The 20,801-nt window shown below is 65.2% G+C and carries 22 protein-coding genes and 1 pseudogene; 17 read left to right on the forward strand and 6 right to left on the reverse strand.

Annotation, left to right across the window (positions count from 1 at the left end; all coding sequences use genetic code 11):
• The coding region (locus tag AU465_RS34615) for an AfsR/SARP family transcriptional regulator (RefSeq protein WP_192257745.1) at nucleotides 1–1,606 on the reverse strand (1,606 nt) is incomplete at its 3' end.
• A 145-nt stretch (nucleotides 1,607–1,751) separates the two neighbouring features.
• Between AU465_RS34615 and AU465_RS34620 the strand changes: the two genes are divergently transcribed.
• From AU465_RS34620 to AU465_RS34660, 9 genes are all read left to right on the forward strand, one after another.
• Nucleotides 1,752–2,414 (forward strand): peroxiredoxin, encoded by a 663-nt coding sequence (locus AU465_RS34620; RefSeq protein ID WP_192257747.1) that lies wholly within the window; start codon nucleotides 1,752–1,754, stop codon nucleotides 2,412–2,414.
• A gap of 84 nt (nucleotides 2,415–2,498) precedes the next feature.
• Nucleotides 2,499–2,927: a hypothetical protein gene (locus AU465_RS34625; protein WP_192257749.1), complete on the forward strand. Its 429-nt coding sequence runs from the start codon at nucleotides 2,499–2,501 to the stop codon at nucleotides 2,925–2,927.
• A gap of 52 nt (nucleotides 2,928–2,979) precedes the next feature.
• The gene (locus AU465_RS34630) at nucleotides 2,980–4,122 is read left to right on the forward strand and encodes an NAD(P)/FAD-dependent oxidoreductase (RefSeq protein ID WP_192257751.1); all 1,143 of its coding nucleotides are present in this window, start codon (nucleotides 2,980–2,982) and stop codon (nucleotides 4,120–4,122) included.
• Nucleotides 4,123–4,485: 363 nt separating this feature from the next.
• The gene (locus tag AU465_RS34635) at nucleotides 4,486–6,597 is read left to right on the forward strand and encodes a molybdopterin-containing oxidoreductase family protein (RefSeq protein WP_192257753.1); all 2,112 of its coding nucleotides are present in this window, start codon (nucleotides 4,486–4,488) and stop codon (nucleotides 6,595–6,597) included.
• Between the two features lie 96 nt (nucleotides 6,598–6,693).
• Complete coding sequence (gene speB / locus AU465_RS34640; RefSeq protein WP_192257755.1) at nucleotides 6,694–7,497, forward strand: agmatinase; 804 nt, start codon at nucleotides 6,694–6,696, stop codon at nucleotides 7,495–7,497.
• 62 nt (nucleotides 7,498–7,559) lie between these two features.
• Nucleotides 7,560–8,333 carry a 4-hydroxy-tetrahydrodipicolinate reductase gene (gene dapB / locus AU465_RS34645; RefSeq protein WP_192257757.1) on the forward strand — a complete coding sequence of 258 codons (774 nt, stop codon included), beginning with the start codon at nucleotides 7,560–7,562 and terminating at the stop codon, nucleotides 8,331–8,333.
• A gap of 177 nt (nucleotides 8,334–8,510) precedes the next feature.
• Nucleotides 8,511–9,524, forward strand: coding sequence for an ABC transporter substrate-binding protein (locus AU465_RS34650; protein ID WP_312891357.1), 1,014 nt, complete (start codon nucleotides 8,511–8,513; stop codon nucleotides 9,522–9,524).
• A gap of 106 nt (nucleotides 9,525–9,630) precedes the next feature.
• Nucleotides 9,631–10,437 (forward strand): ABC transporter ATP-binding protein, encoded by an 807-nt coding sequence (locus AU465_RS34655; RefSeq protein ID WP_192257761.1) that lies wholly within the window; start codon nucleotides 9,631–9,633, stop codon nucleotides 10,435–10,437.
• 11 nt (nucleotides 10,438–10,448) lie between these two features.
• Entirely contained in the window at nucleotides 10,449–11,327 is an 879-nt protein-coding gene (locus AU465_RS34660) for an ABC transporter permease (RefSeq protein ID WP_192257763.1), read from the forward strand.
• A 49-nt stretch (nucleotides 11,328–11,376) separates the two neighbouring features.
• On the opposite strand, the gene AU465_RS34665 is transcribed toward AU465_RS34660, so the two are convergent.
• Nucleotides 11,377–12,735, reverse strand: coding sequence for a sensor histidine kinase (locus AU465_RS34665; RefSeq protein WP_192257765.1), 1,359 nt, complete (start codon nucleotides 12,733–12,735; stop codon nucleotides 11,377–11,379).
• Nucleotides 12,736–12,740: 5 nt separating this feature from the next.
• Complete coding sequence (locus AU465_RS34670; protein WP_192257767.1) at nucleotides 12,741–13,409, reverse strand: response regulator; 669 nt, start codon at nucleotides 13,407–13,409, stop codon at nucleotides 12,741–12,743.
• Between the two features lie 478 nt (nucleotides 13,410–13,887).
• On the opposite strand from AU465_RS34670, the gene AU465_RS34675 reads away from it, so the two are divergent.
• From AU465_RS34675 to AU465_RS34690, 4 genes are all read left to right on the forward strand, one after another.
• Entirely contained in the window at nucleotides 13,888–14,133 is a 246-nt protein-coding gene (locus AU465_RS34675; protein WP_192257769.1) for a DUF680 domain-containing protein, read from the forward strand.
• Nucleotides 14,134–14,190: 57 nt separating this feature from the next.
• Nucleotides 14,191–14,397 carry a DUF680 domain-containing protein gene (locus AU465_RS34680; RefSeq protein ID WP_192257771.1) on the forward strand — a complete coding sequence of 69 codons (207 nt, stop codon included), beginning with the start codon at nucleotides 14,191–14,193 and terminating at the stop codon, nucleotides 14,395–14,397.
• Between the two features lie 275 nt (nucleotides 14,398–14,672).
• A complete protein-coding gene (locus AU465_RS34685) occupies nucleotides 14,673–14,912 on the forward strand; it encodes a DUF680 domain-containing protein (RefSeq protein ID WP_192257773.1) in 240 nt (79 codons plus the stop codon).
• Between the two features lie 52 nt (nucleotides 14,913–14,964).
• The gene (locus tag AU465_RS34690) at nucleotides 14,965–15,207 is read left to right on the forward strand and encodes a DUF680 domain-containing protein (RefSeq protein WP_192257775.1); all 243 of its coding nucleotides are present in this window, start codon (nucleotides 14,965–14,967) and stop codon (nucleotides 15,205–15,207) included.
• Nucleotides 15,208–15,233: 26 nt separating this feature from the next.
• Here the strand turns inward: AU465_RS34690 and AU465_RS34695 are convergent, their stop codons facing one another.
• From AU465_RS34695 to purM, 3 genes are all read right to left on the reverse strand, one after another.
• Nucleotides 15,234–15,746: a SixA phosphatase family protein gene (locus AU465_RS34695; protein WP_192257777.1), complete on the reverse strand. Its 513-nt coding sequence runs from the start codon at nucleotides 15,744–15,746 to the stop codon at nucleotides 15,234–15,236.
• Nucleotides 15,747–15,942: 196 nt separating this feature from the next.
• The gene (gene purN / locus AU465_RS34700; RefSeq protein WP_192257779.1) at nucleotides 15,943–16,650 is read right to left on the reverse strand and encodes a phosphoribosylglycinamide formyltransferase; all 708 of its coding nucleotides are present in this window, start codon (nucleotides 16,648–16,650) and stop codon (nucleotides 15,943–15,945) included.
• Complete coding sequence (gene purM, locus AU465_RS34705) at nucleotides 16,647–17,726, reverse strand: phosphoribosylformylglycinamidine cyclo-ligase (protein WP_192257781.1); 1,080 nt, start codon at nucleotides 17,724–17,726, stop codon at nucleotides 16,647–16,649. The genes purN and purM overlap by 4 nt, the downstream gene beginning before the upstream one ends.
• A gap of 230 nt (nucleotides 17,727–17,956) precedes the next feature.
• Between purM and AU465_RS34710 the strand changes: the two genes are divergently transcribed.
• From AU465_RS34710 to AU465_RS36995, 4 genes and pseudogenes are all read left to right on the forward strand, one after another.
• Nucleotides 17,957–18,508, forward strand: a complete 552-nt coding sequence (locus AU465_RS34710; protein WP_192257783.1) for a CDP-alcohol phosphatidyltransferase family protein — start codon at nucleotides 17,957–17,959, stop codon at nucleotides 18,506–18,508.
• Nucleotides 18,450–19,661 carry an AI-2E family transporter gene (locus AU465_RS34715; RefSeq protein WP_192257785.1) on the forward strand — a complete coding sequence of 404 codons (1,212 nt, stop codon included), beginning with the start codon at nucleotides 18,450–18,452 and terminating at the stop codon, nucleotides 19,659–19,661. Before AU465_RS34710 ends, AU465_RS34715 begins: the two co-directional genes overlap by 59 nt.
• Before the next feature lies 1 nt (nucleotide 19,662).
• A complete protein-coding gene (gene hdaA, locus AU465_RS34720) occupies nucleotides 19,663–20,367 on the forward strand; it encodes a DnaA regulatory inactivator HdaA (RefSeq protein ID WP_192257787.1) in 705 nt (234 codons plus the stop codon).
• A 6-nt stretch (nucleotides 20,368–20,373) separates the two neighbouring features.
• Nucleotides 20,374–20,475 (forward strand): annotated as a pseudogene (locus AU465_RS36995) (VapC toxin family PIN domain ribonuclease); the annotation flags it as partial.
• Nucleotides 20,476–20,801 lie beyond the last annotated feature (326 nt).

The following is a 20,801-nucleotide window of genomic DNA, read 5'->3' on the forward strand; positions in this document are numbered from 1 at the left end:
GGTCGCTTTCGCCCCGCGCCTGGCGGTGCACGCCGCGCGCTTCCCAGACCGCGGCGACCCAGGGGCCGCCTTGCCACATGCCGGCCAGCCGCTCGGCCTCGTCGATCCGCCGGCTCGCCTGTTCGAGCTCGCCGGCCTCGGCCAGCGCGATCGAGGACGCGACGCGAAATCCCATCGAGCAGGGCTGGCAGGTGCACTTTTCGGCGAGCCTGCGATCGCCTTGCCGGATCGCCTCCATCGCCTGCGACTGCGTCGCCGCCGCCTCGACCGCCAGCGCCTGGAAACGGATCAGCAGATGCGGGGAGAGCCACGTCGATTCGGCAAGGCGCAATCCCTTCTGCAAGAGCCGGCCGGCGCGCCATTTCTGGCCGCGCGCCAGCGCGATCTCGCCAAGCCGATGCAGCGCCAGCGCTTCGCCGAAGGGGGCTCCCGCTTCGGCGCTGAGTTGCGCGGCACTGGTCAACAGCTCTTCCGCCGCCGTGAGCCGTCCGGAAAACAATTCCGCCTCGCCGAGGATCAGTGAGGCGAGCACGCGGCCGGGAACCGATCCGGCGGCCTCGGCGATGCCGAGAAGCTCGCGCGCCGCCTTCGGCATGTGTTCATGGCCGCCGGCCCGGTAGAGGCAGAATTCCGCCAGGCACAGATGCCCATCGAAGACGTTGGAGGCAACGCTCGGCGCGCCGCGAACCCAGTCGACGAACTCGGACTGGAAAAGCTCCTGCCATTGCCCCTGCATGTGCGCGGCGAGCCCGATCAGCGCGCTCGCCTCGCCGACCTCGCGCCCGAGTTCGGCGGCGATCGCCAGCGTGCGCGCTTCGGCGCCCTTTCGCCCGGCGTCGCCGAAGTCGCCGCTGTTGAGCTGGATGATGCCCCAGGCCAAAAGCCCGCGCACCCGCTCGGCGATCCCGGTCGGCTGCGCGCCGCCGAGCGCCAGCGCCTTCTCGTAGATGGCGACGGTCGCCGCCTGCGGACCGACGCCCAGATCGACGCGCAGGTGTTCGCGCAGCCGCTCGAATTGCCGCACGACTTCGCCGCGATTGCCGGACTCCAGCGCTGTCTGCATCAGCGCCCGCGCGGCGCGCTCGTCGGCGGGGTCGACCGCCAGCAATCGCTCCCAGAGGCCGGCGGCTTCGAGCAGGCGCACATAGAGTTCGCGCAGTCGCTGGCGCGGCTCCTCGGCCCATTCGGCGTAGCGGTCCTCCGGCAGCAGGTCGCCGGCGTAGCGCTGCGCAGCCTGTTCCGTGGCCGCGCGATCGTTCGCCTGCAGCGCCGCCGTCGCTTCGGCCTCGAACAGCGTGGCATCGATGGCGAGCTCGGCATCCGGCGCCAGCGCTACGATCTCGCCGTCGAGCGCGATGATCTCATGCGCGCCGAGCGCGCGCCTGGTGAAATGCACGGCCTTACGCAGATTGGCGGCGGCCGCCTCCGGTTCGAGGTCCGGCCAGAGCGCGTCCATCACCTGCTCGCGGTGCAGCCGGTGCCGCCGGGCAAGCGCCAGCAATTTGACCAGCGTCACGCTGCTCGTGCGCCGCCATGCGGCCGCGGAAGCCACGCGTCCATCGACGGACACGCGGAACTGGCCAAGCAGATCCACTTCTACACGCATTTTCGTCTCCCCACCGCCCTGAGCACCATAGCCATGCATCTGCACCAATGGAAAGGGCCGGCACACGCAAAGCGCATTCGGGGAACGGCGGAGGAACGCGGGCCGGTCAGTATGGGCGCGTCAACCCGTTCAGAGGAGAACGCACATGTCCATCCGCATCAACGATACCGCCCCGGACTTCGAAGCCGAAACGACCGAAGGCCATATCAGCTTTCATTCCTGGCTCGGCGACTCCTGGGGCGTCCTCTTTTCCCACCCCAAGGATTTCACCCCGATCTGCACCACCGAGCTCGGCTACATGGCCAAGCTCAAGCCTGAATTCGACAAGCGCAACGTCAAGATCATCGGGCTCAGCGCCGACCCCGTTGACCGGCACCAGAGCTGGGCCATGGACATCGAGGAGACGCAAGGGCATGCGCCGAACTATCCGATGATCGGCGACCCGACACTCGCGATCTCCAAGCTCTACGACATGCTGCCGGCCACCGTCGGCGACACGTCGGAGGGCCGCACCGCGGCCGACAACCAGACAGTGCGCAACGTCTACGTCATCGGACCCGACAAGAAGGTCAAGCTGCTGATCTCCTACCCAATGACCACCGGGCGGAACTTCGACGAGATCCTGCGCGTCATCGACTCCCTGCAGCTCACCGCCAGGCACCGGGTCGCGACGCCGGTCAACTGGCGCCAGGGCGAGGACGTCGTTATCGCGGGTTCGGTGTCGAACGACGAGGCGGCCAAGATCTACCCGAACGGTTGGAAGGCGCCGAAGCCCTACATCCGCATCGTCCCGCAGCCGCACGCCTGAGCCGCGGCCGCGTGAGCCGCGGCCGGGGAGCGGCAAGACCCTTCCCGGCCGCGCGCCCAGGCACCATCGGAGGAGCTGACCGCCATGACCGTGCATTACAGCAAACCCGCCATCGCCGTCTTCGACACCACGCCGGAGCGGCTGTTCCGATACATGAGCGCCGGCAACCACCGGCATCTGGCCTTCAAGAGCCATCGGCTCGCCGGCGTGGCCGGCAATGTCGTCACGCTCGACGCCGAGGTCTATAATCCCGACGGAACCACCTTCGCCATGCAGGTCGAGCATGCGCTCAATCCGCCGCGCGGCATCGAGACCAGGCTGACCGGCGGTGCCTTCGACGGCGCGCGATTCACCCACAGCTACACGCCGATGGGTGGCAGGACGAAGGTGGATCTGGAGGGCGACTTCCCGGCGCTGCCCGGCATGAGCGATGCCGACACGCTGAAGATGATCGACGGCTTCTTCAGCGTGATCTTCGCCGAGGACACCGCCACGCTCAGGCACTGGTCATAGGGGAACTCCGGGTACGACGCGCGTCATTCCAAGCAAACAATGAGAGGGTAACATGAACACTTCCAGCAAGCCGCGCGTCCTCGTCCTTGGGGCGGGCTTTGGCGGCCTCGAACTCACCTGCCTGCTGTCCGAGACCTTCGGCGCCGGCATCGACGTCACCTTGATCGACAAGAGCGACGCCTTCGTCTTCGGCTTCTCCAAGCTCGACGTCATGTTCGGCCACAAGACGGCGGATCAAGTGCGCCTGCCTTACTCGAACTATGCCAAACCGGGCGTCCGCCTGCTCAGGCAGACGGTCACCGCGATCGACCCGGAGCGGCGGCGCGTCACCACCGATGCCGGCGTCCACGAGGCCGATTTCCTCGTCGTGGCGCTCGGCGCCGATTATGATTTCGACGCGACGCCTGGGCTCGCCGATACCAACGAATTCTACACGGTCGCTGGCGCCGAGAGGCTGCGCGACGTGCTGCCCACCTTCACCAAGGGGAGGGCGCTGGTCGGGGTTTGCGGCGCGCCCTACAAATGCCCGCCGGCGCCCAGCGAATGCGCGCTCATGCTGCACGACTACCTGGTCAAGCGCGGCGTGCGCGAGGCCTGCGAGATCAACTTCGTGCTGCCGCTGCCGAGCCCGGTGCCGCCATCGCCGGAAACTTCGCGCGCGCTCGTCTCCGCCTTCGTCGAGCGCAACATCGGCTTCATTCCGGGCCGCCGCGTCGCGTCCATCGACAATGCGCGGAAGGTGGCGGTCCTCGACGACGGAGTGGAGATGCAGTTCGACCTGTTCCTCGGCGTGCCCAGGCATCGCGTGCCCGACGTGGTGATTGCCAGCGGCATGACCGAGAATGGCTGGATCACGGTCAACCCGAGGACGTTGGAGACCAACTATGCCGGCGTCTATGCCGTGGGCGACGGCGCCAACACCGGCACGCCGAAAGCCGGCGTGTTCGCCGAGGGCGCCGCGCGGGCCGTGGCCAGCGACCTGATCGTGAAGCTCAGCAATAGCGGCACGGCGAAACAATATGACGGCTTCGGCACCTGCTACATCGAATTCGGCGGCGGCCGCATCGGCAAGGTCGAGGTCGATTTCTTCTCCGGCCCGAAGCCGACCGGCACCTATCACGAAGCCTCGCTCGCGCTCAGGGCCGACAAGGAGAATTTCGGCTCCAGCCGCCGCGCGCGGTGGTTCGGGATGTGAAGGCGCACCTTCTTCCTTCTCCCCTTGCGGGAGAAGGTGGATCGGCGCGCAGCGGCGAGACGGATGAGGGGTGCTGGAAGAAACGCGACATAGAAAAAATGGAGAGATTTTAGGCGCTTACTCATCACGCCTCACTCCGTCCAGCACCCCTCATCCGACCTCGCTTCGCGAGGCCACCTTCTCCCGCAAGGGAAGAAGGTGAGGTGCCAAGCTTGGCCCCGCAGTGGGGAGATTGGCAGTTTCAACGCCGCGCAAAGAACATGCTGACTTCGACCCGAAGCGCAGCACATCTTGGCAGAACAGTGCCAACTCGCGCCCAATCTGGCCCTACACGGTGCCCCTGAAACTCGCTACACACCCCGCATGAACCAGCACGCCAAGCTCCGGATCGGCCATTCGGCCTGTCCGCATGACTGCCCTTCCACCTGCGCGCTCGAGGTCGAGCTGCTCGATGGCAACCGCATCGGCCGCGTGCACGGCGCCAAAGCCAACAGCTACACGTCCGGTGTCGTCTGCGCCAAGGTCGCGCGCTATGCCGACCGGGTGCACCATCCCGACCGGCTGCTGAAGCCGCTGGTGCGTGCCGGCGCCAAGGGCGAGGGCGTCTGGAAGGAAGCGAGCTGGGAAGCTGCCCTAGATCTAGTCGCGGAGAAGTTCATCGCGGCCGAAGAGAAATACGGCTCGGAAACCGTCTGGCCTTATTACTATGCCGGCACGATGGGGCTGGTGCAACGCGACGGCATCGAGCGGCTGCGACATGCAAAGAAGTATTCGGGCTTCTTCGGCTCGATCTGCACCAATCTTGCCTGGACGGGCTGGATGATGGGGGCGGGCGCCTTGCGCGGTCCCGATCCGCGCGAGATGGCGAAGGCCGACTGCGTGGTGATCTGGGGCACCAATGCCGTGGTCACCCAGGTCAATGTCATGACCCATGCGACCAGGGCGCGGAAGGAGCGCGGCGCCAAGATCGTCGTCATCGACATCTACGAGAACGCCACGATGAAGCAGGCCGATCTCGGCCTGGTGCTCAAGCCCGGCACCGACGGCGCGCTCGCCTGCGCGGTCATGCATGTACTGTTCCGCGACGGGCTGGCCGACCGCGCCTATCTCGAAAAATACACCGACGACCCGCGCGGGCTGGAAGAACACCTCAAGACCCGGACGCCGCAATGGGCGGCCGCCACCACCGGGCTCTCCGTCGCCGAGATCGAGGCTTTCGCCCGTCTCGTCGGCACGACCAAGAAGACCTATTTCCGCCTCGGCTATGGCTTCGCCCGCCACCGCAACGGCTCGGTCAACATGCATGCCGCCTCATGCATCGCCGCCGTCACCGGTGCCTGGCAGTATGAGGGCGGCGGCGCATTCCACTCGAACTCCGGCATCTTCAAGCTGAATCAGGACGTGCTGGAAGGCACCGCGATGCGCGATCCGAAGATCCGCTATCTCGACCATTCGCGTATCGGCCCGGTGCTGACCGGCGCGGAAGACGCGCTCTATGGCGGTCCGCCGGTGACGGCGATGCTGATCCAGAACACCAATCCGGCGAACGTCGCGCCGGAGCAGCGGCTGGTGAAGCAAGGTTTCCTGCGCGAGGACCTGTTCACCTGCGTGCACGAGCAGTTCATGACCGATACGGCGAAGCTCGCCGACGTCGTGCTGCCGGCGACGATGTTCTTGGAGCATGACGACATCTACAAGGGCGGCGGCAACCAGCACATCACGCTCGGCCCCAAGCTGATCGAGCCGCCGGAAGGGCCGCGCACCAACCACTACGTCAATGAGGAGCTCGGCAAGCGGCTGGGCGTCGGCAATCGGCCGGGCTTCGGGCTGACCGAGCGGCAGCATATCGACATCATCCTCGGCAAGCGCGGGCTCGGCAGCTTCGACAGCCTGAAGGAACAGAAGTGGGTCGACCTGCAGCCCGATTTCGACGACGCGCATTTCATCAACGGCTTCGGCCATGCCGACAAGAAATTCCACTTCCGGGCCAATTGGACCGGGCAATCGGCCCCCAACCGGCCGCCAAAAAGCATGGGCCTGTTCGGACCAGTCGAGCGGCTGCCGGTATTCCCCGACCATGTCGACCTGATCGAGGTTGCGGATGAGGAGCATCCGTTCCGGCTGACGACCTCGCCGGCCCGCAACTTCCTCAACTCGACCTTTGCCGAGACGCCGGTGTCGAAGGCCAAGGAAGGGAGGCCGGAACTGCTGCTCCATCCGGAGGACGCTGCGGCGCTCGGGGTCGAGGATGGCGGCCGCGTCGAGGTCGGCAATCGGCGCGGCGACCTGGTACTGCACGCAAAGCTCTTCGACGGCGTGAAGCGCGGCGTGGTGGTGGCCGAAGGCATCTGGCCGAACAGCGCGCATGAGCGCGGCGAGGGCATCAACGTGCTGACCGGCGCCGACGCGCCGGCGCCTTACGGCGGCGCTGCCTTCCACGACAACAAGGTCTGGCTGCGGAAGGCCAGCAGCTGAACGCTTGGCTTCGCACCTGGCCTAAGCGCCTGTCGTCGCACCCGCCAGCTCCGGCGTCTATAGAAGCACGCTGTCTGCGTAACGTGGGAGGATGTCGTGACCAAGGTCTCGCTTCTGGGCATTCCGCATGACGAGAACTCGTCTTATCTGCGCGGACCGGCCGAGGCGCCGCCGCTGATCCGGCGCGAACTCGTCAGCGACGCCTACAACTCATGGTCGGAAACCGGTTTCGATCTGACCGACCGCTTCGTCGATTATGGCGATATCGATTTCACGCAAGGCGGCGACCCGTGGGAGCGGATCGAGAACGAGGTCGGCCGCGCGCTGGATGCAGGTCACCCGCTGATCTCGCTCGGCGGAGACCACGCCATCTCCTGGCCGGTATTGCGTGGCGTTCGCCGCCGCCATCCGAGCCTGACGATCGTCCATATCGACGCGCATCCGGATATCTATCATTCCTATGATGACAATCCGCGCTCGCACACCTCGCCCTTCGCCAGAATCTTGGAAGAGCGGTTGTGCGACCGGCTGATCCAGATCGGACTGCGCACCGTCAACGATCACCACCGCGACCAGTTCGAACGCTTCGGCGTCGAGGTGGTGGAGATGCGGCATTTCAAGGAAGGCCTACGGCTCGACCTCAAGACGCCCGTCTACATCTCGATGGATGTCGACGCTCTCGATCCGGCCTTCGCCCCAGGCATCTCCCACCGCGAACCAGGCGGTTTCACCACCCGCCAGGTGATAGGCCTGATCCAGGGAATAGACCAGCCAATCATCGCGGCCGATGTCGTCGAATACAATCCACGCCAGGACCTCTCCAACGTCACCGCGCTTGTCGCCGCCAAGCTGGTCAAGGAGATCGCCGGCATGATGCTGAAGACGAACGGCGCCGGCTGAATCAATTTGGCAAGGCGGCATGCTAAAGCTTTGTTCCGACTCATCTCTCAATAGGAACAGCCATGGCGCAGCCGCTCAGGATAGCCATCGCCGGCGCACTCGGCCGCATGGGCCGGCAGATGTCCGAGACAATCGCGGCCGATCCGCGGCTGGAACTCGTCGCCCGTTTCCACCGGCCGGGCAGCACGGGCGAGGGGCTGGTCGCGCGCGATGAAGCGCTGGCACTTGCCGATGTCGTCATTGACTTCACCACACCGGCAGCGTCGGCCGAGCTGGCAAGAGCCTGCGCGGTGCGCGGCGGTCCGCCCCTGGTCATAGGCTCGACCGGCTTCAACGCCGCCGAACTGAAGATGATTGTCGATGCTGCCTGGAAAATCGCCATCGTGCGCTCCGGCAGCTATTCGCTGGGGCTCAACCTGCTGACCGGCCTGGTCGAGCATGCGGCGCGGGCGCTCGGCGGAGACGACTGCGACATCGAAATTCTGGAAGCGCATCACCGCTTCAAGGTCGACGCGCCGTCAGGAACGGCGCTGATGCTGGGGGAGGCGGCAGCGCGAGAGCGTGGCGTCAGGCTGGACGATGTGGCAAAGCGCGCCCGCGACGGCATCACCGGCCCGCGCGCTGCCGGCGAGATCGGCTTTGCTGTGCTGCGTGGCGGCAGCATCATCGGCGAGCATGGCGCAAGCTTCTTGAGCGAAGGCGAGAGGCTCACGCTCTCGCATGCGGCCGGCGACCGCTCGATGTTCGCGCGCGGCGCCATCGCGGCGGCACTCTGGGTGGCCGGCCGCCCGCCCGGCGAATACGACATGCGCGACGTGCTCGGTTTTGCCGCATGATCGGCAATTTCGCCAAATTCCTTTTCAACCATCTCTAAAATGGCTGAAAGCCAGCTGAAAGCTTGGGCATGCCATGACAGTTTTGTGGCGTTCGCCACGTGACCGGCCTGGGAGTGGTCGGCAAGGAGGAAATGCGGCGCCGCCCGGATGGCGCGTCGCCCAGGTGGAGGAAATTACGTGACCGGTTTCATCTCGAAGTGCGCCCTGCGTTCGGCGGCGCTGACGCTTGCCATTGTCGCCACGGGCGCCACGGCGGCATCGGCCGCCGACAAGATCTCGATCATGGTCGGCGGCTACGAAAAACAGATCTACCTGCCCGCCAAGCTCGCCGAGGCGCTCGGCTATTTCAAGGATGAGGGCCTCGACGTCGAGCTGCTCAATGAGCCGGCCGGGGTCGATGCCGAAAACGAGATGCTGGCGGGCGCCGTGCAGGGCGTGGTCGGGTTCTACGACCACTGTATCGACCTGCAGGCCAAGGGTAAGTTCGTCGAATCCGTCGTCCAGTTCAGCCAGGCGCCGGGTGAGGTCGAGCTGGTCTCGGCGAAACATCCGGAGATCAAGTCGCCGGCCGACTTCAAGGGCATGAGCCTCGGCGTCACCGGCCTCGGTTCCTCGACTAACTTCCTGACTGAGTATCTTGCGGTGAAGAACGGCGTGAAGCTCGGCGACTTCACGTCAGTTCCGGTCGGCGCCGGCAACACCTTCATCGCCGCCATGCAGCAGGACAAGATCCAGGCCGGCATGACGACCGAGCCGACAATCACGCGGCTGCTTAAGACCGGCGAGGCGAAGGTTCTCGTCGACATGCGCACCGTGGAAGGCACGAAGGCTGCGCTTGGCGGCACCTATCCGGCCGCTTCCCTCTACATGCAGACCGAATGGGCCGACGCCCACAAGGAAACGGTTCAGAAGCTCGCCAACGCCTTCGTCAAGACGCTGAAGTTCATCAGCACCCATAGCGGCGCCGAGATCGCCGAAAAGATGCCGAAAGACTACTATGTCGGCGACCAGGAAGGCTATGTGAAGGCGCTCGACGCCGGCAAGGCGATGTTCACCCCCGATGGCGTGATGCCGCAGGGTGGCCCGGAAACGGTTCTGACGGTGCTTTCGGCCTTCAAGAAAGAACTGCAGGGTAAGCAGATCGACCTTTCCAAGACCTACACCACGGAATTCGTGAAGAACGCGAAATAGCAAACAATGCCAGGCGCGAGGTCCCGGCCTCGCGCCTGGTGTTCATCCCGATTTTGCGTCCGGCGATCCCCGTGCGGCGATCGTCGGCTGATGGAGTATGCTCACCATGGTTGAAAAGACCGCTCCGGCGATCGAGTTGATCAATGTCAGCCGCCGCTTCCTTTCCCCCACCGGCAAATCGCTGACCGCGATTCGTGATTTCACCATGACGGTCGAGCGCGGCGAGTTCGTCGCTGTCGTCGGCCCGACCGGCTGCGGCAAGTCGACGACGCTCAACCTTGTCACCGGGCTCGCCAGCCCGAGCGCCGGCGAGGTCCGCGTCATGGGCGCGCCGGTCAAGGGTATCGACCCGCGCATCGGTTTCGTGTTCCAGACCGACGCGCTGTTCCCCTGGCGGACGGTGATCGAGAACGTCATGGCTGGACCGCTGTTTCGCGGCAAGCCGAAGGCTGAGGCACAGGCTTCGGCACGCGATTGGCTGGCGCGCGTCGGCCTGGCGCGCTTCGAGCAGCACTATCCGCACCAGCTTTCCGGCGGCATGCGCAAGCGCGTCGCGCTCGCCCAGACCTTCATCAACGGTCCCGAGATCCTGTTGATGGACGAGCCGTTCTCGGCGCTTGACGTACAAACCCGCGTCCTCATGCACGAGGAATTGCTGCGCCTGTGGTCCGAGGCTAAGGCGTCCGTTGTCTTCGTCACCCACGATCTCGAGGAAGCGATCGCGCTGGCCGACAAGGTCTATGTGCTGACGGCGGGGCCGGCGACGGTGAAATCCGTCTACACGATCGAGCTGCCGCGCCCGCGCGTCGTCGCCGACATCCGCTACGATCAGAGCTTCATCGATTATTCGCGCACCATCTGGGCCGATCTCAAGGAAGAGGTCGAGACCAGCTACGCCCGCGCGGCGGCGTGAGGGAGGCTGAAATGACGGACGCTACCATCAACATCTCTACCGCCACCTTCAAGCCGGGAACTTCGGACGCCGAGATCGAAGCCGCCGCCGCCAAGGCCGCCGTGAATCGCCGCCGCACCGTCCTTTTCTGGCGGCTCGGTATCCTGATCGTCTTCCTCGGCTCTTGGGAGCTCGCCGGCCGCATGGGCTGGATCGATCCCTTCTTCTACGCGATGCCGAGCACGATCGCCGGACGGCTTTATGAGTGGATGACGGAAGGAACCTCGGAAGGTCCGCTCTGGTACCACCTCTTCGTCACCATGGAGGAATCGGTGCTGGGCTTTGTCACCGGCTCGGTCGCCGGCATCATCATCGGCGTCGCGCTCGGCCGCAATCGCATGGCCGCCGACATCTTCTCCATCTACATCAAATTGATCAATTCGATCCCGCGTGTCGTGCTGGCGCCGATCTTCATCATGATCCTCGGCCTCGGCCTTGCTTCCAAGGTGGCGCTGGCCTTCGTCATGGTGTTCTTCGTCGTCTTCCACAACGCCTTCCAAGGCGTGCGCGAGGCCGACCGGGCGATGATCGCCAATGCCCGCATCCTCGGCGCCTCGGACTGGCAATTGACGCGCTCGGTGATCGTACCCTCGGCGATGAGCTGGATCTTCGCCAGCCTGCATGTCAGCTTCGGCTTCGCCATCATCGGCGCCATCGTCGGCGAGTTCGTTGGCTCGCGCTATGGCATCGGCCTTCTGATCAACATCGCCAAGGGTTCGTTCGACGCGGCAGGCATGTATGCCGCGATCGTCATCGTCATGGTGGTGGCGCTCGGCGCCGAATACCTGATGACGCTGGCCGAGAACCGGCTGGCGAAGTGGCGGCCGCAGCCGCTGCACGAAACGCAGTAAGCAACCGCGAGGCGCCTTAGAGCAATTCCGCATTTCTCCTGGAATTGCTCTAGCTGTCCGCAAGCGGCAGCCGCACCTCGACCTTGAGTCCGCCGCCGGCGGTATCGCCAAGCGTGACGCTGCCGCCGGCATTCTCGACCACCTCGCGCACGATGGCGAGGCCGAGCCCGCTGCCTTCCTCGCTCGAACCGGCAATGCGGTAGAAGCGCTCGAAGACGTGCTCCCGCTCCTCGGCCGGAATGCCGGGACCGGAGTCCGTCACCGTAAGCTCTGCCTCGCCGTCCGAGGCGGCGAGCTTCACGGTGACGCTGCCGCCGGACTTGGAGTAGCGCAGCGCATTGTCGACGAGGTTGACGATCATCTCGCGCAGCATCGTGCCGTCGCCGATGACCGGCACCGGGCCGGCTTCCTCGAGGCCGAGGTCGATGCCGCGCTCGATTGCCCTCGGCGCATGGCCTTCCAGCACCTGGCGTGCGGCTTCGGTGAGGTCGATGCGGTCGGCGCGCGGCCGCCGGCTGCCGGGCTCCGCCCGTGACAGGGTCAAGAGCTGCTCGGCGAGTCGCGCCAGCTTGCCGGAGCTGGACTGAAGCGCCACCAGCGCCTCCTGGCGCTGGTCGGCAGCACTTTCGCGCAGCGCATAGCTGGCCTGCGTCGACATGAGCGCCAGCGGCGTGCGCAGCTGGTGCGCGGCGTTGGCGATGAAGCGGCGCTGCGCAGCCATCTGTGCCCGCACACGCGCCATATAGGCGTTGAGCGCATCGATCAGGGGCCGGATCTCGCTTTGCGCGCCGGGGACATCGACCGGGTCGAGCTCGCTGCGGTCCGGCGAGCGCACCGCATCGCGCAGCCGGATCAGCGGCGCCAGCCCACGGCGAAGACCAAGCAGCACGAACACGCCGGCAATCGCGACCAGCGCCAATTGCTGGGCGAAGGCGCTGAACCATAGGCGCTTCACCATCGCGTCGTGGCCAGCGAGCGTGACGCCCACGGTGACCTTGATCGGTGAATCAGCGCCGGCGCCGATCACCGCCTGGCTGAGGGTCAGAAGGCGGAGCCGATGATCGCGATAGGAACCTTCGATGCTGCCGCGTTGGGGCGCTTGGGGCAGGTCGGGATAACCGGTCAGCAGCCGCCCGCCTGCAGTCTCGACGTGATAGTAGACGCTGTCGCGATCGCCGGTGTCGAACATCTCGATCGCAGCCGGCGGGATCGTGGCGCTGAGCACGCCGTCGGTCACGGCGACCTGTTCCGCGATCGCGCGCGCCGAACCGACCAGCATGCGGTCGGTCACCAGGTCGGAGGTCGCCACCGCGTTGCGCTGGCTGGTCCACAGGTTGACGGTCACCAGCGCAGCCAGCGGCAGCACCACCCAAGCCAGCAATTGCAGGCGGAGGCTGCTAATCCGCATGGCGCCTAATCTTCATGGCGCAGCAGATACCCGAGGCCGCGCAAGGTGGCGATCTGGACGCGCGAGCCTTCCAGTTTCTTGCGCAGACGATGCACATAGATCTCGATGGCGCTGGGGTCGGCGTCGGTGTCGAAATCGTAGATCGCTGACGAAAGTGCCGCCTTGCTCACCGTGCGTCCGGCCTTGACCATCAATTGCTCGAGCACCGCATGCTCGCGCGGCGTCAGCGAAAGCGCCACGCCGCCGAGCGAGAAGAGCCTGGTGTTGGTATCGAAGACGAGGTCACCGCAGGAAATGACCGGCGCGGTCCGGTCGTTGGCGCGGCGCAACTGCACGCGAATGCGCGCCTCGAGCTCCTCGATCTGGAAGGGCTTTGCCAGATAGTCGTCGGCGCCTTCGTTGAGGCCCTTGACCCGGCCGTCGAGGCTGGCATTGGCGGTAAGCACGATCACCGGCACGGGATTGCCGCGCGCCCTCAGCTGCTTCAGCACCTCCATCCCGCCCATGCGCGGCAGGGCGAGGTCGAGGATGATGAGCGCATGATCGCCGGCGGCCAGCGCATGCTCGACATCCTCGCCGTCATGGACGACATCGACGACATAGCTCGCCTGGCGCAGCGTCTTGCTCAGCCAATCGGCCAGTTCGCGATTGTCTTCGACAAGCAGGAGCCGCATCGTCCATCACTGTTCAGGATGCCTATCCGGGTGGCGTCGGCCTTTCGCGAGCGCGGCCGGCGGCCCGAACGGACAGTTGAAGCCAATCGATAGTATCGATCCGCCGGCAAGGCAAATGCCGGCTATGGCCCGCTAAGGCGGCCCGGTTCAAGTCCCAATCTGGCTTTCAAAGAAATAAACCGAACGGTTCGGTTCAATTTATGTTGACGGATTGTGCAACCGGGTGAACGCTGGCGCGCCGAAACAGAGCGTCGAGCCGCACCGGCTATCATCGTAACCGATTGATATTTAATGAAAAGAATGTGGCACGAGGGACGTTAACGTGGATTTCAAGGTCGAACCGTTCGGTTCGATTTGCACATTTTCGTGATTGGAAATGGCAACAGGGCGGACCCATCTCGGGGTGGTCCGAGCGACGCGAATTTCCATCAGGGCACGCCACTTGACGGACAGGATTTTGAAATCTGGAGTACCTAAAATGAACAAGATTGCTCTTGCCGCCGCAGCACTTCTCGTTGCCACGGGCAGCGCCTTCGCCGGCAGCGACCATTACGGTTCGGACAACGTCAACCAGCCGGCCGTCACTCAGTCGGTCGCGCCCCAGTCTGGCGACAACATCGATCGCAGCATTACCGGCTCGATCCGCAAGTTCGAGCAGCGCGATCTCAAGATCACGCCCGATCAGAACCAGCCGCAATCCGGCCAGGGCATCTGGGGCCGCTAAGCCGGCTCCCGTCCTGAATCAACCAAGCATCAACCTTTCAAATCTGGAGTAACCAAAATGACCAAGATCGCTCTTGCCGCCGCCGCCGTGCTCGTTGCCACGGGCGCCGCTTTAGCCGGCTCCGACAACTACGGCTCGGCCAACGCCAACCAGCCGGCCGCTTCGGTCGACACCTCGTTCACCGCTTCGATCAAGAAGTCGGATGCGACTGTCCAGAAGCCGGTCACCCAGGGCGCTGACCGCGACCTGTTCGGCAATCGCTAACCGGTTCCGATCTCCGATAGACCTCAAAGCGGCGGGCTTGTCCCGCCGCTTTGTTTTTATGCAGCCGGCTATCGGTGGGCTTGAATCTGCTAGGCGAAGGTTCCTTCTAACTCATTGTTCAAGATGAGCTTTCGAGGCGAGGTCTCAGCTGCGCATGCGAAGCGATCGGCAACGAAGAAATTTCGCCCGGGAATAAATCGAGGCCGTTCCAGGTCTTGTCGGCAGCGGGGCCATCCACCCAGGGCGCCGCCGATGACAGGATAAGGAACACTCAAATGACAAGGATCGCATTCGTCGCGGCCGCCATGCTCGTCGCTGCCATGGGCAGCGCCTCTGCCGGCAGCGACCATTACGGCGCCGACGGCGCCAACCAGACGACCGCCGGCGTCGACCAAGCCCCGACCGCCTCGATCCGCGTGCGGGACATGGCGCATCACCAGGCTTCGGCCGCAACCAGCCCGACCGTCGCCGAGATCATTGCCCGGCACAATGACGACGGCCTCTGGGGACGCTGACGCCGCTTCCCCAAAAACTCCCACAAAACTTTAGGACAAAGGAACCACCGAAATGATCAGGATCGCTCTCACCACAGCCGCCATGCTTCTAGCCATGGGCTCCGCCTTCGCCGGCAGCGACCACTATGGCGCCGACAGCGCCAATCAGCCGACAGCCGGCGTCGACCGCGGCTTTACTGCATCGGTGCGCAAGCACGAGGCCGCCAAACCGGCCAATGTCGACACATCGATGACGACGGGATCCGCGCCGTCGCAAGCCTGGCCGGACCCGGGCCAAGGCATCTGGGGCAATTGACGCGGCTAATCTCCCTTTGAGGGGGGCTACGCAGCCAAATCCTTCGGCCTGACGCAATGCGTCAGGCTAGCGCCTCCAAATTCGAGGCTTCCCCAATCCCCGTCCACGGTAAATCGCGCGAACGCCGCAGTCGGAAACTTCGCTTCGATTTTCTTGAAAACGCCCTGATCCGATCCGGCGCCGGCGAGCCGCAGGACAAAATTCTGCAGGCCGGGATTGTGGCCGATCACGATCAGGCTGGTCGCCTTGGCCTGCCGCACGCGCGCCAGGATGGCGGCCGGCGCTGCCTCGTACAACTCCTCAGCGAATTCCGCCGGCACATGTTTCGGCAGTTCGGCGGCGACCAGCCGCCAGGTGTCGCGGGTGCGCAGCGCCGGAGAGACCAGCGCGAGGTCCGGCAGCCAGCCGCGCCGTGCCAGCTCGCGCCCCATGAGCGGCGCCGTCTTCAGCCCGCGCGGGGCAAGCGGCCGGTCGAAATCGGCGAGCTTGGCATCGTCCCAGCTCGACTTGGCGTGGCGGAGGAGAAGCAGTTGTCTCATCGGCATTGTTCAGGACCAGGGCAACTAGCGAAACGAGCGCGAGCCTTCTCCTTGATTGCCTCGATGTCAAATCGAACGGGCCGCTGACTAACCCGTCTATCCAAGCCCTACGCAGCCGGTCTGTTTCGGTTTGGCTTAGGGGTTGGTTCAGCAATTCGGGGGGAAGCGTCATGCTGTTACTTCCGGCCGAGGGCCTCTAAGGCGTGATCCGCGCCAGCTGTTCGAGGTCGGTTTCCTCGCGCAGCGGGTCGGGCGCCATCACCACTGAGGTGGCGTTCTCGGCGTCGTCGGCAAAATGGGCAAGCACGGTGTGGCCCTTTTCCATGCGCGCCTTGCCTTCGGCAACCAGCCCCAGCGCCAGCGGGTAGAGGCGGTGCTCCATCTTCAGCACCCGCGCGGCAAGCGTGTCCTCATTGTCGCCGACCATCACCGGCACGGCTGCCTGCGCGATGATCGGGCCGTCATCCATCTCGGGGGTGACGAAATGCACCGAGCAGCCATGGATGCGCACCCCCGCGCGGATAGCCCGCGCATGCGTGTCCAGCCCCTTGAAGGCCGGCAGAAGGGCAGGGTGGATGTTAACCATGCGCCCCTGCCATTTTTCAACGAGGCCACGGCCGAGGATGCGCATATAGCCGGCCAAAGCTACGATCTCGGCGCCGAAGCCGTCGAGCGCGGCATCGAGCGCGGCGTCATGCGCGTCCTTGCTCGGATGGTCGGCGCGCTGGATGACCTTGGTGGCGATGCCGCGCGACTGCGCGATCCCCAGGCCTGCGGCGTTCGCGCGGTCGGAGATCACGCCGACGATCTCGGCCGGATAGGTCGGGTCGCTGGCTGCCGCGATCAGCGCCGTCATGTTGGAGCCGCGCCCCGAGATCAGGACGACCGTGCGCTTCCTGCTCATAGGCCGATCGAGCCCCGATAGATGACGCCGGCGTCGCGGCGCGGCACGATGCGCCCGATCGGCGTCACCGTCTCACCCGCCTCCTGCAGCACGGCGGCCACTTGCGCGGCCTGCCCGGAAGCGACTGCAAGGATCATGCCGATGCCGCAGTTGAAGGTGCGCATCATCTCTTCCGGCGCGACGCCGCCGGTCTTGGCGAGCCAGGAGAACACCGGCGGCACGTCGATCGCCTCGAGGTCGAGCTCGGCGGAAAAATCCTTGGGCAGCACGCGCGGAATGTTTTCCGGAAATCCGCCGCCGGTGATGTGGGCGAGCGCCTTGATGCCATGCGTGTTGCGGATGGCCTTCAGGATCGACTTCACATAGATGCGCGTCGGCTCGAGCAGCGCCTCGGCGAGGCTCAGCTCGTCGTTGAACGGCGCCGGATCGCTCCAGCCAAGGCCGCTCGCGGCGACGATGCGGCGCACCAGCGAGAAGCCGTTGGAGTGGAGGCCGGAGGAGGCGAGGCCGAGCAGCACGTCGCCCTCGACAATGTCGTCGGTCGGCAGCAACTGGCCGCGCTCGGCCGCGCCCACGGCAAAGCCGGCCAGGTCATAGTCCTTGTCGTGATACATGCCGGGCATCTCGGCCGTCTCGCCGCCGATCAGTGCGCAGCCGGCCTGCCGGCAGCCTTTCGCGATGCCGCCGACGATCGCCGCGCCCTGGTCCGGGTCGAGCTTGCCGGTGGCGAAATAGTCGAGGAAGAACAGCGGCTCGGCGCCCTGCACGACGATGTCGTTGACGCACATGGCGACGAGGTCGATGCCGATCGTGTCGTGCTTGCCGGAATCGATGGCGATCTTCAGCTTGGTGCCGACGCCGTCATTGGCCGCGACCAGCACCGGATCGGTGAACCCGGCGGCCTTCAGGTCGAACAGGCCGCCGAAGCCGCCGATCTCGCCGTCGGCGCCTGGCCGGCGCGTCGCGCGCACCAGCGGCTTGATCTTCTCGACCATGAGATTGCCGGCGTCGATATCGACGCCCGCCTCGGCATAGGTGAGCCCGTTCTTGCGCTTGGCCTTGTCGCCCTTGCTCATCTTCGGCTCGTCCCTGTTTCCATTGCGGGCTCTTCGCATGAATGGTTTCGGGGAGCAAGGATGACGCGCGGGTGAGGGAATTTGTTCCCGGGAAAAGCGCGGTGATTGGCGAAGGCGGAGGAGATGACCAATCTCCCCATCGTCGGCGTCGGAGAATAGGCACGCGGTCCTTGCGCCCACCTCCCATCTCCCTCATTTATTCCCCGACAAAGGCCACGACGGGATATCACGTGACCATACCCAACATGATCACGATCATGCGCCTGCTGCTGGTGCCCGCCGTGGTGCTGGCCATGCTGCAGGCTCGCTGGGACTGGGCTTTTGCCGGCTTCCTCGTCGCCGGCATCTCCGATGGTATCGACGGTTTCATCGCCCGCCGCTATCGCTTGTTCTCACGGCTCGGCGCCTATCTGGATCCAATGGCCGACAAGCTGCTGCTGGTCTCGGTCTTCGTCGTCATGGGCTTTGCCGGGGAACTGCCGCTCTGGCTGGTGGTGACCATGGTGTCGCGCGACGGGCTGATCATCTGCGCCGTGCTTTTGTCCAGCGTGATGGCGCTGAACACCGCCGCGCAGATCGCCCTGGCGGCGCTGGTGCTGGGCGAGCTTGCCTTTTCCGTCCATCTCGATCCGCTGCGACCGGCGCTCATATTGCTCTCCGGGGTCTTGACCGTGGCTTCGGCCGCGGCCTATCTCGTGGCCTGGCTAAGGCATATGAGTGGCTATGGCGAAGGCTCCCAGACGAGCAACACCAAGTCGGGCAATTCCAACACGGACACCTGACAGCGAAACCTGGACGGCCGCGGCCTCGACCGCGCTCCGCCGGCAGATCGCGTTCTGGCTGATCGTCGCTGTGCTCCTGTCGCTGTTCCTCTATGTCTTCTCAGGCATCCTGCTGCCCTTCGTCGCCGGCATGGTGCTCGCTTATTTCCTCGATCCGGTGGCCGATTGGCTGCAGCGGCTCGGCCTTTCCCGGCTCATGGCGACGGTGGTGATCCTCATTGCCTTCATCGTCGTCGTGGTGCTCGCCTTCGTCATCCTGGTGCCGGTGCTGGCGACCCAGATGGCGGATTTCGCGCGCAAGCTGCCGGAATATCTCACCCGCCTGCAGTCGCTCATCACCAGCTTCGATCCGAAGTGGCTGGAGCAGCGTTTTGGCGTCAACGCCGCCGGATTGCGCGACGGACTGAACTCGCTGCTCACCTCCGGTTTCAGCCTGTTGACCACCGTCTTCACCTCGATCTGGAGCTCGGGCGTGGCGCTGGTCTCCGTCGTCAGCCTGTTCGTCGTCACCCCGGTCGTCGCCTTCTACATGCTGCTCGACTGGGACCGCATGGTGGCCGTTGTCGACAGCTGGGTGCCGCGCGACTATGTCGAGACGGTGCGCGCGCTCGCCCGCGACATCAACACCGCCACCGCCGGCTTCGTGCGCGGGCAAGGCACGCTCTGCCTGGTGCTCGGCGCCATGTATGCCACCGGGCTGACGCTGACGGGCTTGAACTTCGCCATCCTCATCGGCTTCTTTGCCGGGCTGATCTCCTTCATCCCCTATGTCGGCTCGCTGACCGGGCTGGTGCTCGCCGTCGGCGTCGCCTTCGTCCAGTTCTGGCCGGACTGGACGATGGTCGTGCTGGTAGCCTGCGTGTTCTTCGTCGGCCAGTTCATCGAGGGCAACATCCTGCAGCCCAGGCTGGTCGGCAAAAGCGTCGGCCTGCATCCGGTATGGCTGATGTTTGCGCTGTTTGCCTTCGGCGCGCTGTTCGGCTTTGTCGGGCTGCTGATCGCGGTGCCGGCTTCGGCGGCAATCGCGGTGCTGGTGCGCTTTGCGATTTCCCGCTATCTCGAATCGCCGCTTTACAGGGGCCACGCCACCAAGCTCACGCCGCCGCTGCCGGCGGATCGCGGCGGCGGCCACCGCAGCCAGCCGCGTGACTGAAATGGCCGGTGAGCGCACCGAACCGCCGCGCCAACTGCCGCTCGACCTCGGCCACGGCACCGGCTATTCGCGCGACGAGCTTGTGGTCTCCGGCACCAACGCGCAGGCGGCAGCGCTGGTCGACCGCTGGCCGGACTGGCCCTCGCCGGTAGTGGTGCTGGCCGGGCCTCCGGGTTCCGGCAAGACGCATCTCGCCCAGATATGGCAAACACGGGCGCACGCGATCGCCATCGCTGCTGACAGGATCGGCGAGCACATCGGCGGGCTTGGCGCGATGCCTGCGCTCATCGACGACATCGACAAGAGCCCGATCGACGAGCAAGGCCTGTTCCACCTGATCAACACGGTGCGCGGCGCCGGCTCCACGCTGCTTCTGACGGCGCGGCGCTTCCCCTCCGCCTGGCGCGTTACGCTGCCAGACCTCGTCTCGCGGCTGAAGGCGGCGGCGACGATCGAGATCCACGAGCCCGACGATCTGCTGCTTGCCGGCGTCATCACAAAGCTCTTCGTCGACCGCCAGGTCGAGGTCGAGCCGCATGTCGTGCAATATCTGGTGCGGCGCATCGAACGCTCGCTGGCGACCGCTATGCGCGTCGTCGAACGCCTCGACCGCGCCGCGCTCGAGCGCAAGACGCCGATCACCCGTGCGCTCGCCGCCGAAACCGTCAGCGCCATGGACGAAGGGCAGGGCGAGTTCGATATTTAGTGTACGGCGATTGCTGCTGCGAGAGGTTTCCATGTAGCGTCACGCGACACTACGCCTTTCCATGCGGCGGGGGTCCCAGTCATCAATCCATGGGACGATGCATCGTAGTTGTCCCATTTCGGGACGGACCCCGCTGGCATCCATCTTGCAACATCAAAAATGCCGGTTGATCCCGGTCCCGGTCGCGTTCCAGATCGGGTTGTAGGCTCGCCGGGCTCGAGGTTGTTGGGGACTCGCCCGGCGGGTTTACGGTCCTATTCTCGCATTGATTGGCTCGGCGGGCTTTGCTCGATGCCGGAGCGCACTTAAAGCATGTCTCCCGAAAGTGGGAACCGGTTTCGGGACAAAGACATGCGTAAAATCAAAAACCTAAAGCGCAGTGAGGTAACCGGGGCAAAACCGGTGGTGTTGCGCGCGTGGATCTGCTGTTGGGG

The organism is Mesorhizobium silamurunense (genome assembly GCF_014843905.1).
Lineage (GTDB): Bacteria > Pseudomonadota > Alphaproteobacteria > Rhizobiales > Rhizobiaceae > Mesorhizobium > Mesorhizobium silamurunense.

What these genes read in the sequence shown, in the direction of transcription:
- AU465_RS34620 (WP_192257747.1), top strand. Translation starts at nt 1,752, where the DNA reads ATGTCCATCCGCATCAACGATACCGCCCCGGACTTCGAAGCCGAAACG.
- AU465_RS34625 (WP_192257749.1), top strand. Translation starts at nt 2,499, where the DNA reads ATGACCGTGCATTACAGCAAACCCGCCATCGCCGTCTTCGACACCACG.
- AU465_RS34630 (WP_192257751.1), top strand. Translation starts at nt 2,980, where the DNA reads ATGAACACTTCCAGCAAGCCGCGCGTCCTCGTCCTTGGGGCGGGCTTT.
- AU465_RS34635 (WP_192257753.1), top strand. Translation starts at nt 4,486, where the DNA reads ATGAACCAGCACGCCAAGCTCCGGATCGGCCATTCGGCCTGTCCGCAT.
- dapB (WP_192257757.1), top strand. Translation starts at nt 7,560, where the DNA reads ATGGCGCAGCCGCTCAGGATAGCCATCGCCGGCGCACTCGGCCGCATG.
- AU465_RS34655 (WP_192257761.1), top strand. Translation starts at nt 9,631, where the DNA reads ATGGTTGAAAAGACCGCTCCGGCGATCGAGTTGATCAATGTCAGCCGC.
- AU465_RS34660 (WP_192257763.1), top strand. Translation starts at nt 10,449, where the DNA reads ATGACGGACGCTACCATCAACATCTCTACCGCCACCTTCAAGCCGGGA.
- AU465_RS34665 (WP_192257765.1), bottom strand. Translation starts at nt 12,735, where the DNA reads ATGCGGATTAGCAGCCTCCGCCTGCAATTGCTGGCTTGGGTGGTGCTG.
- AU465_RS34670 (WP_192257767.1), bottom strand. Translation starts at nt 13,409, where the DNA reads ATGCGGCTCCTGCTTGTCGAAGACAATCGCGAACTGGCCGATTGGCTG.
- AU465_RS34675 (WP_192257769.1), top strand. Translation starts at nt 13,888, where the DNA reads ATGAACAAGATTGCTCTTGCCGCCGCAGCACTTCTCGTTGCCACGGGC.
- AU465_RS34680 (WP_192257771.1), top strand. Translation starts at nt 14,191, where the DNA reads ATGACCAAGATCGCTCTTGCCGCCGCCGCCGTGCTCGTTGCCACGGGC.
- AU465_RS34685 (WP_192257773.1), top strand. Translation starts at nt 14,673, where the DNA reads ATGACAAGGATCGCATTCGTCGCGGCCGCCATGCTCGTCGCTGCCATG.
- AU465_RS34690 (WP_192257775.1), top strand. Translation starts at nt 14,965, where the DNA reads ATGATCAGGATCGCTCTCACCACAGCCGCCATGCTTCTAGCCATGGGC.
- AU465_RS34695 (WP_192257777.1), bottom strand. Translation starts at nt 15,746, where the DNA reads ATGAGACAACTGCTTCTCCTCCGCCACGCCAAGTCGAGCTGGGACGAT.
- purN (WP_192257779.1), bottom strand. Translation starts at nt 16,650, where the DNA reads ATGAGCAGGAAGCGCACGGTCGTCCTGATCTCGGGGCGCGGCTCCAAC.
- purM (WP_192257781.1), bottom strand. Translation starts at nt 17,726, where the DNA reads ATGAGCAAGGGCGACAAGGCCAAGCGCAAGAACGGGCTCACCTATGCC.
- AU465_RS34715 (WP_192257785.1), top strand. Translation starts at nt 18,450, where the DNA reads ATGGCGAAGGCTCCCAGACGAGCAACACCAAGTCGGGCAATTCCAACA.
- hdaA (WP_192257787.1), top strand. Translation starts at nt 19,663, where the DNA reads ATGGCCGGTGAGCGCACCGAACCGCCGCGCCAACTGCCGCTCGACCTC.